At 54.3% G+C, this 11,942-nt stretch carries 10 protein-coding genes and 1 tRNA gene; 7 read left to right on the top strand and 4 right to left on the bottom strand.

The window, feature by feature from the left end; genetic code table 11:
* From rpsA to pyrF, 5 genes are all read left to right on the top strand, one after another.
* Positions 1 to 1,369 (top strand): 30S ribosomal protein S1 (gene rpsA, locus MELB17_RS22535; RefSeq protein WP_007352666.1); only part of this gene is annotated, 1,369 nt, incomplete at its 5' end.
* Positions 1,370 to 1,499: 130 nt separating this feature from the next.
* Positions 1,500 to 1,796 carry an integration host factor subunit beta gene (locus tag MELB17_RS22530; protein WP_007352665.1) on the top strand — a complete coding sequence of 99 codons (297 nt, stop codon included), beginning with the start codon at positions 1,500 to 1,502 and terminating at the stop codon, positions 1,794 to 1,796.
* Positions 1,797 to 1,855: 59 nt separating this feature from the next.
* Positions 1,856 to 2,158, top strand: a complete 303-nt coding sequence (locus tag MELB17_RS22525; RefSeq protein ID WP_007352664.1) for a LapA family protein — start codon at positions 1,856 to 1,858, stop codon at positions 2,156 to 2,158.
* Positions 2,158 to 3,324, top strand: a complete 1,167-nt coding sequence (lapB, locus tag MELB17_RS22520) for a lipopolysaccharide assembly protein LapB (protein ID WP_007352663.1) — start codon at positions 2,158 to 2,160, stop codon at positions 3,322 to 3,324. The genes MELB17_RS22525 and lapB overlap by 1 nt, the downstream gene beginning before the upstream one ends.
* A 53-nt stretch (positions 3,325 to 3,377) precedes the next feature.
* Complete coding sequence (gene pyrF, locus MELB17_RS22515) at positions 3,378 to 4,088, top strand: orotidine-5'-phosphate decarboxylase (RefSeq protein WP_007352662.1); 711 nt, start codon at positions 3,378 to 3,380, stop codon at positions 4,086 to 4,088.
* 84 nt (positions 4,089 to 4,172) lie between these two features.
* Here the strand turns inward: pyrF and MELB17_RS22510 are convergent.
* Together MELB17_RS22510 and MELB17_RS22505 are read right to left on the bottom strand one after the other, a co-directional pair.
* Positions 4,173 to 4,248 (bottom strand) — tRNA-Asn (locus tag MELB17_RS22510).
* 68 nt (positions 4,249 to 4,316) lie between these two features.
* A complete protein-coding gene (locus tag MELB17_RS22505) occupies positions 4,317 to 5,501 on the bottom strand; it encodes a pyridoxal phosphate-dependent aminotransferase (RefSeq protein WP_007352661.1) in 1,185 nt (394 codons plus the stop codon).
* 208 nt (positions 5,502 to 5,709) lie between these two features.
* On the opposite strand from MELB17_RS22505, the gene uvrB reads away from it, so the two are divergent.
* Complete coding sequence (uvrB, locus tag MELB17_RS22500; protein ID WP_007352660.1) at positions 5,710 to 7,779, top strand: excinuclease ABC subunit UvrB; 2,070 nt, start codon at positions 5,710 to 5,712, stop codon at positions 7,777 to 7,779.
* 41 nt (positions 7,780 to 7,820) lie between these two features.
* On the opposite strand, the gene rimI is transcribed toward uvrB, so the two are convergent.
* Entirely contained in the window at positions 7,821 to 8,939 is a 1,119-nt protein-coding gene (rimI, locus tag MELB17_RS22495) for a ribosomal protein S18-alanine N-acetyltransferase (RefSeq protein WP_007352659.1), read from the bottom strand.
* Between the two features lie 214 nt (positions 8,940 to 9,153).
* On the opposite strand from rimI, the gene MELB17_RS22490 reads away from it, so the two are divergent.
* Entirely contained in the window at positions 9,154 to 10,644 is a 1,491-nt protein-coding gene (locus MELB17_RS22490; protein ID WP_007352658.1) for a RimK family protein, read from the top strand.
* Between the two features lie 37 nt (positions 10,645 to 10,681).
* Here MELB17_RS22490 and MELB17_RS22485 read toward each other — a convergent pair whose 3' ends face one another.
* Positions 10,682 to 11,836 (bottom strand): cation diffusion facilitator family transporter, encoded by a 1,155-nt coding sequence (locus MELB17_RS22485; RefSeq protein ID WP_007352657.1) that lies wholly within the window; start codon positions 11,834 to 11,836, stop codon positions 10,682 to 10,684.
* Between the last annotated feature and the right edge of the window lie 106 nt (positions 11,837 to 11,942).

Raw genomic sequence — 11,942 nt, 5'->3', positions numbered from 1 at the left:
AGGTATTATTAACGGCAAGGTTAAGGGTGGTTTCACCGTTGATCTGGCTGGTATTCGTGCGTTCCTGCCGGGCTCCCTGGTAGACGTTCGTCCGGTTCGCGATACCGCGCACCTCGAAAATAAAGAACTGGAATTCAAGGTTATCAAGCTCGACCAGAAGCGTAACAACGTGGTTGTTTCACGTCGTGCCGTTCTGGAAGCTGAAAACAGCGCCGAGCGCGAAGCTCTGCTGGAAACCCTGACCGAAGGTCTGACAATTAAGGGTATCGTCAAGAACCTGACCGACTACGGCGCGTTCGTAGATCTGGGCGGTGTTGACGGCCTGCTGCACATCACCGATATGGCCTGGAAGCGCATCAAGCATCCAAGCGAAATCGTGAACGTTGGCGACGAAATCAACGTCAAGGTTCTGAAATTTGACCGTGAGCGCAACCGCGTATCACTGGGTCTGAAGCAACTGGGTGAAGATCCCTGGGTTGAAATCAAGGCTCGCTACCCAGAAGGTAGCAAGGTCACAGCACGCGTTACCAACCTGACCGATTACGGCTGCTTTGCTGAGCTGGAAGAAGGCGTTGAAGGTCTGGTTCACGTGTCTGAAATGGATTGGACCAACAAGAACATCCATCCTTCTAAAGTTGTCCAGGTTGGCGACGAAGTGGGTGTGATGATTCTGGATATCGATGAAGAGCGTCGTCGCATTTCCCTGGGTATCAAGCAGTGTGTATCCAACCCATGGGAAGACTTCTCTGGCAACTTCAACAAGGGCGACCGCATCTCCGGTAAGATCAAGTCAATCACTGACTTCGGTATCTTCATCGGTCTGGACGGTGGCATAGATGGTTTGGTTCACTTGTCTGATATCAGCTGGAACGAGACTGGCGAAGAAGCCGTACGTGAATACAAGAAGGGTGACGAAGTTGACACTGTTATCCTGTCTGTAGATCCCGAGCGTGAGCGTATCTCTCTGGGTATCAAGCAGCTGGAAAGCGATCCGTTTGCAGAGTTCGTGCAGTTGAATGATAAAGGCTCCATTGTTAAAGGTGTTGTTTCTGCCGTCGACGCCAAGGCAGCTACTATTACCCTGAGCGATGAAGTTGAAGCAATTCTGAAGGCTTCCGAAATCAGCCGTGACCGTGTTGAAGATGCACGCAACGCGCTGAAGGAAGGCGAAGAAGTTGAAGCTAAGATCATTAGCATTGATCGCAAAAACCGCATTATCAACCTGTCCGTCAAGTCGAAAGACGTTGAAGACGACAAGCAGGCCCTGGATACAGTGCGCACCAAGACTGTAGAAAGCTCCTCCGGTGCGACCACCATTGGTGATCTCATCAAGGAACAGATGCAGCAGCAGAACGCCAATAAGGATTAATTTCTGAGTTGTGTTAAAAAACGGGCTCTAAGAGCCCGTTTTTTTTGTGTTTTTTTTCGGTGTGGCTAAACTAGAGGCATGGTAAAGTAGTTTTTATTCACCGAATAATAACGCAAGAGGGAAATACCTCATGACAAAGTCGGAACTGGTTGAGTTAATTGCTTCAAAGCAGACGCAGTTGTCGGTAAAAGATGTGGAACTGGCGGTAAAAACCATCATCGAGCACATGTCCCGATCTCTGGCAGATGGCCAGCGCATCGAAATTCGCGGTTTCGGTAGTTTTTCCCTCCACCATCGTGCCGCGCGGGTAGGGCGTAACCCGAAATCCGGTGACGCAGTGCAATTACCGGCAAAATTTGTGCCCCACTTCAAACCCGGCAAAGAACTGCGCGAACAGGTTAACGAGAGCCTGAAACAGGGTTTCTGATTTTGCGTTGGGTGCCGTTTCTCAATCGGGCCTGAATGGCCTTCAGGAGTTCTATTGCTATGGCGGGATTACAGAAAATCCTGATCATTCTGTTGGTATTAGTGCTGGTTCTGTTGGCACTGGTGTTCTCGTTGAATAATCAGATGGCCGTTCCGCTGAACTTTCTGGTTTTTGAAACCCGCCCCCATGGCGTAGCGATGTGGATAATCCTGGCCTTTGTGATTGGCGCTGTGGTGGGCGTTCTGATGGCCACACTGGCTACGGTAAAGGCCAAGGTGTCGCGGCGATCCCTGCAGAAAAAGCTTGAACGTACTGAACAAACACTGGAAAAAGAGCGGGCCCAGAACGACCGGACGGTTTAATGGACATGATGTTTCAGTGGTTGCTGGTTAGCACAGCAGTCGCGGTTGGTTGGGCTGTTGGCCGCTTCGGGAGTTCGCGCAGCCGCAATGAGGTAATAGCCGATGAAGAATCGGTGCGTGACCGTTTGCAATTTCTGTTCACCAATTACTCCGACCAAGCCGTTGATAACTTTGTTCAGTCACTGGCGGTCAACCGCGACACCGTCAGCTTGCATTTATCCATTGGCAGCCATTTCCGTAACAAAGGCGAAACAGACCGCGCTATTCTGATTCATCAGAATTTGCTTGACCGCCCTGAGCTTCCTGCCCGTTATTCTCCTCAAGTGACCCTCGAACTGGCTCTGGACTACCTCAATGCCGGTTTGCTCGACCGTGCAGAGGCGTTGTTGCAGCAGCTGATGGGCGATCGGGAATACGGCCGTAGTGCCGCAACCCAGCTGATTGATCTGTACGAACGCGAGCGTGAGTGGGATAAAGCTTCTCAGGTAGCCCACACGCTCACCCGCGGTAACGCAGACCCTGCCATGTTTAAAATTCTGGCTTATCTGACCTGCGAAAAATCTGAACAAGCATTGCGCCAAGATGACCGCTGGGGCGCTCAGCGCTTGGCCAAAGAAGCGCTGGAATTCGACCGCTCTTGCGTGCGTGGCACTCTGATACTGATGAAATTGCTGACCCGTCAGGGTAGCTTTCGTGAAGCCGGCACCATGGCAATCAAAGTGTTCGAGCAGAACCCTGACTTCGGCCCGGAAGCCATCGACCAACTGATGAAGCTGGAACGCGAACATGGCGATATCGGCAAGCTCGGTCGCAAGTTGCGCAAACTTTATGAAAGCTACCCCAGCACCAGCTTGTTGCTGGCGCTGGTAGAATCGGTAGAGCGCCGCTCCGGCCGCCCGGCAGCTATTGCTCTGCTTCGTGGCGAATTGGAAGTCCGCCCTAGCGTACGCGGCTTATTGCAGCTGGTTGAAATGGCCGGATACGAAAAGAGCATGACCACCAATGAAGGCCGTCTGGTCAGCCGTATCGGCGAATTGATACTGCACAACCGCCCTGTCTACCGCTGCGTAAACTGCGGTTTTGACGGCCAGCAGCTGCATTGGCTGTGCCCAAGCTGCCGTCAATGGGAAACCGTTCGCCCGATTCAGGGCGTAGACGCAGAATAAACCAGCGATCCCCTATAGATCACATCCATTCATTTAACGTCAGGAACCCCAGCGTGCAAGGCACCCAAGCATCCCCCATCATCGTTGCCCTCGATTTCCCCTATGATCAACCCGCACTAGCCTTGGTCGATCAGCTAGATCCAGAAAAATGCCGCCTGAAAGTGGGCAAAGAGTTGTTCACCAGCAGTGGCCCAGCTTTAGTTCGCGAGCTTCAGCAGCGTGGCTTCGAGGTGTTTCTGGATTTAAAATTTCATGACATTCCCAACACCGCCGCGGGTGCGGTTGCCGCTGCGGCGGACTTGGGTGTGTGGATGGTGAACGTGCACGCCTCCGGTGGCGAAAAAATGATGATCGCCTGCCGCGAACGCCTGGAACGCTTCGGCGCCGACAAGCCACTGCTTATTGCGGTCACCGTACTGACCAGCATGACGGAACGCGACCTCAGCGGCATCGGCATCAATGTCTCTGCCGAAGAGCATGTATCGCGCCTGGCCACCCTGACCAAAAACTGCGGCCTGGACGGCGTAGTCTGCTCAGCGCAAGAAGCCCCCAAGCTAAAAGCAGAGCAGGGCGCAGCCTTTCAGTTAATCACCCCCGGCATCCGCCCGGCCAGCGCCGACAAAGGCGACCAGCAACGCATCATGACCCCCGCAGCAGCCCTAAAAGCCGGCTCCGACTACCTGGTCATCGGCCGCCCCATCACCCAGGCTGCTGATCCTCTGGCTGCTTTGGAAGCGATCTATGCTGAGGTGGCGGGCCTGTAGTTCGCTGTTTTTTCTGGCTCTGCCACGGCAAACACCAGAACGAAAAAGCCCGCTAATCCAGAGAATTAGCGGGCTTTTAAATAGTGGCTCCCCGAGCTGGGCTCGAACCAGCGACAAACGGATTAACAGTCCGTTGCTCTACCAACTGAGCTATCAGGGAACATCGTTTTAAGACGAAGCGCGTATACTAGTCATGCCGCCTCGCCTCGTCAACCCCCTCTGGGGAAATTATCCCAGAGCTTTCTTCAGCCGTTCAATCGCGTTCGTCAGAATTTTCTGACTGGTGGCAAAACTCAATCGCATGTGCCCTGGCATACCAAATGCCGAGCCAGGAACGAGCGCTACGCCTGCTTCTTTCAACAGCTTTTCCGCGAACTCCACATCGTTGCTCACGCTGCTATCAGCATCAATCGCGCCCTGAAAGCTCGGGAATACATAGAAAGTACCGTCGCCCTTCAGGCACTCAACGCCTGGCAAGGTGTTCAAGGCTTCCACCAGGTAATCGTGACGCTCATGGAATGCCGTCACCATGGTCTGCACACAGTCCTGACTGCCATCCAGTGCCGCTTGCGCAGCTGCCTGTGAGATAGACGCCGGGTTAGAAGTGCTTTGCGACTGAATCTTCTTCATCGCGCCAATAACCTTGGCCGGGCCTGCGGCATAACCGATACGCCAGCCGGTCATGGCATAAGCTTTAGACACGCCGTTCAACACAAAGGTACGGTCGTACAATTCCGGGGTGGCGTTCAGAATGTTGCAAAAAGGCTTACCCGTCCACAGAATGGGTTCGTACATATCGTCGGTTGCAATCATTACCTGCGGGTACTTTTTCAGCACTTGGCCCAAAGCTTGCAGCTCTTCGAGGGTGTATGCCATGCCGCTGGGGTTAGACGGGCTGTTGATCACAAACAGACGGGTGCGATCGGTGATCGCGTCTTCCAGCTGCTGCGGGGTGATCTTGAAGCGGGTTTCGGCGGTGCTTTCCAGAATGACTGGCTTGCCTTCGGCCACCAGCACCATGTCCGGGTAAGACACCCAGTAAGGCGCAGGAATAATGGCTTCGTCGCCGGCGTTCAGAACGGCCAGGGCAAGGTTGAAAAAGCTTTGTTTGCCACCACTTGATACCAGTATCTGGTTGGCTTCGTAATCTAGGCCATTGTCGCGTTTGAATTTGGCAATAATCGCCTTCTTCAACGCTGGGGTGCCGTCGACCGCGGTGTATTTTGTCTGGCCGTTGTGAATGGCCTCAATCGCAGCCGCCTTGATGTGATCTGGCGTATCGAAGTCTGGTTCACCAGCGCCAAGGCCAATAATGTCCTGGCCTGCAGCACGAAGTTCTGCCGCTTTGTTAGTGACTGCTAGAGTGGGGGAAGGCTTGATTGACTGTACACGGCTGGAAAGTTGAAGGTCCAAACTTGCGCTCCTTAAAGCTGCATCTGAAAAGGGCTGCGATCGGCCGGAGTCAGCTGCGCTGGCTGAACCTCCTTCAGCCGTCGATCAGGGGGATATTAGCACGAAGCCGGCGCAACACTAAATTTCTCTGTACTATCTACGCACTGTATCTCGGTAAGATAGTGCCAATTTCCACGGCTTGCAGAGCCATCGAGGATTTTCTCAGGTTATGATCAACAGCTTTGAAAACGTTGAACAACCCAATGTGGGTGAGGGCGCTTTTCAGGTGCACTCACCCTACGTTCCGGCCGGTGATCAGCCTAAAGCCATAGCAGCCCTGGTAGACGGTATCGAATCCGGGCTGGCCCACCAGACCCTGCTGGGGGTGACCGGTTCCGGTAAAACCTTCACCATTGCTAATGTCATCCAGCAGATTCAGCGGCCCACCATCGTGATGGCTCACAACAAGACTCTGGCAGCCCAGCTGTATGGCGAATTCCGCGAATTTTTCCCGAATAACGCGGTCGAGTATTTCGTGTCTTACTACGATTATTACCAGCCAGAAGCCTACGTGCCTTCATCCGACACGTTTATTGAAAAAGACGCCTCCATCAACGAACACATCGAGCAGATGCGGCTGTCGGCGACAAAAGCTCTGCTAGAACGCCCGGATGCAATCATTGTGGCGACGGTATCGGCCATTTACGGTCTGGGCGATCCGCAATCGTATAAAAAAATGATGCTGCACCTGGATCGCGGTGATCAGTTGGATCAACGCCTTATTTTGAAACGTTTGGCTGAATTGCAGTACACCCGTAACGATATCGAATTCCATCGGGCGAATTACCGTGTGCGCGGCGATGTGATCGACGTGTTTCCGGCAGAATCGGAAAAAGAAGCCATTCGCATCGAGCTGTTTGACGACGTGGTAGAAAATCTGAGCTTTTTCGATCCGCTGACCGGTGAGATGCTACGCCGTGTGCCACGAGTGACGGTGTATCCGAAGTCGCACTATGTAACGCCGCGGCAAAACGTGTTGGACGCCATCGAGCATATTCGGGTGGAGCTGGACCAGCGCCTGACGCAGTTGCGCGACAACAACCGCTTGGTGGAAGCCCAGCGTCTGGAAGAACGCACCCGTTATGACATGGAGATGATGCAGGAACTGGGTTACTGCAACGGTATCGAAAACTACTCCCGCTACCTGTCGGGCCGGCCCCCCGGTGAGCCGCCACCCACGTTATTTGACTACCTGCCTGCGAACGCTTTACTGGTGGTGGACGAATCCCACGCCAGTATTCCGCAGATCGGCGCCATGTATAAAGGCGATCGCTCACGCAAGGAAACTCTGGTGGAATACGGTTTTCGCTTGCCGTCGGCGCTGGACAACCGCCCCATGCGCTTTGAAGAGTGGGAGCGCATTGCGCCGCAGATGATTTTTGTGTCGGCCACCCCCGGTAACTACGAAGCCGAGCACCAGGGTCAAGTTGTTGAACAAGTTGTTCGGCCGACTGGCCTGCTTGATCCAGAAATTGAAGTACGGCCAGCGTCAACACAGGTTGACGATCTGATATCACAAATTCACGCCAGGGTAGCGGTCAACGAGCGGGTGCTGGTGACCACACTCACTAAGCGTATGTCAGAAGATCTCACCGATTTTTTGATGGAGCACGATATCCGAGTGCGTTATCTGCACTCGGATATCGACACGGTCGAGCGTGTTGAGATAATCCGCGATTTACGCCGCGGCGAATTTGATGTGCTAGTGGGCATTAACCTGCTGCGTGAAGGACTGGATATGCCGGAGGTGTCGTTGGTGACCATTCTGGATGCGGATAAGGAAGGCTTCCTGCGTTCCGAGCGTTCGCTGATTCAGACCATTGGCCGCGCCGCCCGTAACATCAACGGCAAGGCGATTTTGTACGGCGACCGCATTACCGGCTCCATGCAGCGGGCGATTGATGAAACGGCGCGCCGGCGCGCTAAACAGGCTGAGCACAACGAAATACACGGCATTACGCCCCAAGGCCTGACCAAGAAAATTGCAGACGTTATGGAGGGCGCCAGCGCTGGTGGCCGTAGCCGCAACAAATCGAAACGCCCGGGTCAGCAGGCCGCAGAAGAAGCCGAACATTACCGCACTCTGGTGGGCAACAAGTCGCCGCAGGCAGTGCTCAAGGAAATGTCGCGACTGGAAGACGAAATGTACAAGGCCGCGGCCGACCTGGATTTTGAGACGGCGGCGCGATTGCGTGATGATATTTCCGAGTTAAAAGAAGCGTCGCTGCGTACCGGATAACCGGTGCCGCAGATTGATGCTTGCGTTAGCTGACGCTCTCGTTAAACGGCGCGTTTTGGCCCCACAATCACCGCGGCTTGCAACGGTTGATTGCTGCCATAACGGGAAATTTTGCTGAACACCCGGCGGTCGATGGGCAGGTATTGCTTGTCGGCCACGGTTTCCCCTTCCTCTACATCAATCTCTGGATCGTGCAGATACACAAACTGGTCGTCCATGGCGCACACGGTTACCCAGTGGGGTACTCGGCTGCGGTTTAGCTGCCAGGTGCTGATCAGAATCAGTGGAATGCGCCCGTCCAGTAGCGCTTGCTCTAGCCCCGTCAGGGTCAGCGGGTCGTGATGGAGTTCAATGCCGGTTTGGCTGAGGTCGTGCATAAAGCCTTCGTGTACCAGCTCCAGCACCCGTTTTTTATCGTCGTTACGCACCGTGTCTTTAAACAGTGCGCCTTCGTTGCTGATCCACGCGCTGGCCTCAAAGCCTCTTTGCCAAGCCGCCAGCGCCAAGCCGTGGGGGCCGCAGCCGCCGTGGCCAGAGAGCATAAAAATGGTGGTGGCCTCACGCCAGATTTTCAGTTCTTCCAGGGTCGTCAGTGACTGCTGTTGGTTCAGCGCCGCCATCGCCATAATCAGCGCCGCGGGGCCACAGGTAAATTCGGTGGTTTGCGGGTAATAGGGTACCGGCGGGAATTGTGCGCCCGGCTTGTAAAACAGAATTCGGCGTTCAAAGCGGAGGGCGTTACCGTGATCTTCGTAATAATCGCGATAACTGCCAAACTGGCGATAGCCCAAACGTTTATAAAGCGCAATGGCGCCGGGGTTGTCTTCTCTTACCTCCAGGCGCATTACGATGCGCCCTGCGTCCGCCGCCTCGGTCTCAGCCATTTGAACCAGCTTTTCACCGATACCTTTACCACGAGAGCCAGGGTTAACGGCAATGGAGTAAATGCGCGCTAGACGAGTTGCCGCGCTCATCAATACCAGGCAATAACCCAAAAGGGTGTCGCCGTCGCTGGCCAATAGTAACCGGTCCCGCGGCATTTCCAGAAAACGGCGAAAGCTGCGGCGAGAAATCCGGTCTTCACTGAAACAGCGATGCTCCAAGGCCAAAAGGGCGTCAAGATCGTCACTGACGGCCTGGCGAAGCACAATTGAAGACATAAATCGGTGGCCTGAACAGACGTACACAAGGGCATGCGCATACGCTTCCCGTATGGGCGTATTATGGGCTTGCGCCGCGCCGGCGCAAGCATTGTAAGTATGCGTAAAAGCACCGATCATATGATGATTGTAGCGCACTGGATTGCCGCGTATTGTTGCGAAAATTTACCGATGCCATCCGCTGGATGCCGTCTTTTGAAAGTAGCGCCCAAATATGTCTCGATTGTTGATTGTGGTAGATCGCACCAAAGACTGGGCGCCGTATTACCCTAGTACAGACGTACTGACGTTTGATCAGTACCTGCAATTCTCTGCGCCGGCTTCGAGCCGGGTGCGAGTGATTAACCTGTGCCAGAGTGCCCGCTACCTCAGCCGTGGCTATTACTGTTCTCTGCTTGCAGAAGCCCGTGGCCACAACGTGGTGCCTTCGGTGATGACGCTGAACGACCTAAGTCGCAAAGGCCTGTTTTCGTTGCAGCTGGAACAGCTGGACGCCAGCGTGATTCAATGGTTGGATGCGGCCATTGTGCCTACAGCGGGGAATTCTCATTCAGCGAAGGAAGTGCGTATACGCACGTATTTTGGCGAGTCGTCCCAGCCGGAATTAAAACCGGTAGCGCGTGCGCTGTTTGATCGCCTCCCGTGTCCGATTCTGGAAGTGGTGTTCAAACGCCGTAAAACCTGGCAAATCGAATCCATGAAGCCGGCTGCGCCGGTAGATTTGCAGGAACAGGAGCAAGATGTGTTTGCCACTTCGCTGGATCGTTTCAGCGGTATGGTGTGGCGTAAGCCCCGTGCCCGCCGAAACTATCGTTTTGATCTGGCCATTCTGGTGAACCCAGATGAGGAGATGCCTCCCAGTGACAAAGAAGCCCTCAAACGCTTTGAAAAAGCCGGTCGCAAGCTGGGTATTAACGTAGAGCAGATCACCCGTCGCGATTACATGCGTATTCCAGAGTACGACGGTCTGTTTATTCGCGAAACCACCGCTATTGACCATCACACCTACCGCTTTGCCCGCAAGGCAGAAGCCGAAGGGCTGGTCGTCATTGATGATCCGGTGTCGATTCTGCGTTGCACCAACAAGGTGTACTTGGCCGACCTGTTAAAAAACAACAAAGTGCCCACGCCAAAAACCCTGATTCTGTCGAAAGATCAGAAAGACGCGGTAGAGCAGGTCATCAATGAGCTGGGCTTTCCGGTGGTCATCAAAATACCCGACGGCGCCTTTTCTCGCGGCGTTAACAAGGCCGAAGATGAGAAATCTCTGCGCGAAGGCTTGAGGGAACTGTTCAAGCAGTCGGCGCTGGTACTGGCTCAGGAATATTTTTACACAGACTACGATTGGCGCATTGGCGTATTGGGTGGGCGTGCCATTTACGCCTGCAAATACCTGATGGTGAAGGGCCACTGGCAAATCTACCAACACACGGAATCCAGTAGCAACAGCGGCGGTTTTGAAACCATGCCCACCTACGAGGTGCCGCGCAATGTGATTCAGGCGGCGCTGAATGCAACTCGTCTGATCGGTAACGGCCTGTACGGTGTAGACATCAAGCAGTCTGGTAACCGGGTAGCGGTGATTGAGGTGAACGACAACCCCAGCATTGACGCCGGGGTGGAAGATCTGTTCCTGGGCGGTGAGCTGTACACCCTGATCATGCAGGAATTCCTGTCGCGGATGGAAGCCAACCGTCGCCGCTAAGCCGTTAAGAAGTTAAAGAGCGTTTACGGGCCGCTGCTCAGTCGGCAGTCTGCCACACCCTCAGGCTACCAAACCAGGGGAACTCGCCTAGCTGTGTACGTAGCTCGGCGCTATCGAAATCGCCCTCGCTGCCGTCCAGAAACAGCTCCAGATGCACCTTGTTTTTCAGGTAGTGCAGGCGCATCCGATTGCCAGTAGGTGCTTCAGGCGTGATCTGATGTATGGCCTTTTGAATGATTTTGCGAGAGGGCATCAATGCCGACGTTGGGTGGTAGCTTTCATCGTCTTCCGCATCAATGTGAAAGTTGATGTCACGAATGTTGTCCAGCTCTTTGCGCATAGCGCCTACCACGCGCATACCCACTTGGTGTCCTTCCGATACGCTGACGTCCGGGCGTACCACTAAATGCACATCCAAAAGGATATCGTTGCCCATGCGCCTGCTGCGCAGTTCGTGCACATCACGAACGCCGTCGATATCACTGGCAATGGCAAGCAATCGCTCGGTGTCTTCAACAGAAAGGCCTGTGTCGACCAGTTCTTTCATAGAACTCCAGCCAAAGCTCCAGCCCACATGGATGATAATGCCTGCCACAACAACCGCTGCTAGCGTATCTAGCCACAAATAGCCCAGCATGGCGCCAATGGTAGACAGCACCACAATACCTGATGAGAAAGCATCAGTACGGCTATGCCAGGCGTTGGCAATGAGCAGATCTGAACGTATCTCCTGGCCCACCTTACGGGTGTAGCGAAAAATCCATTCTTTGCCCGCCACCGACAACAGCGCCACAACCAGCACCGGCCAGCCCGGCGTGAAGGTTAGGTCGCCTGTGAATAGCCGTTGCACGTTTTCCCAGGCCAGGGCGGCGCCAACTGCAATTAGCAGGCTGCCCATTAACAAAGTGCCAAACGTCTCAATGCGTTGATGGCCATAGGGGTGGTCTTCATCCGGTGCCTGCCGCGATATCCGCATCACACCCAGTACCATCAAGTCAGAGGCCACGTCCGTGAACGAGTGAATGCCATCCACCACCAGCGCGTGAGAATGGAACAGGGTGCCTACCACCATCTTGCACAGCCCCAAGACAGCGTCCAGCACCATGCCAATTACGGTAACCCGGCTGGCGGCCTGTTTTTCCTTGTCCAGATTGGCGTATTTGTCAGCGGGTGCCGGTGTCGTGTGTTCCATAGCGAATGCTCCAAAGCGCGTTTAACAATGCAAATCAAGCCTTGCCGGTTAGCCGGAATAAACCAGCGGAGGGTGGCAGATATTTCAGATGTCGCCAAAGTGTAGT

This window comes from Marinobacter sp. ELB17 (assembly GCF_000169375.1).
Taxonomy (GTDB): Bacteria; Pseudomonadota; Gammaproteobacteria; order Pseudomonadales; family Oleiphilaceae; genus Marinobacter.
Note: the sequence above shows the minus strand (reverse complement) of the source record. Positions and strands in the feature narration are given on the sequence as shown.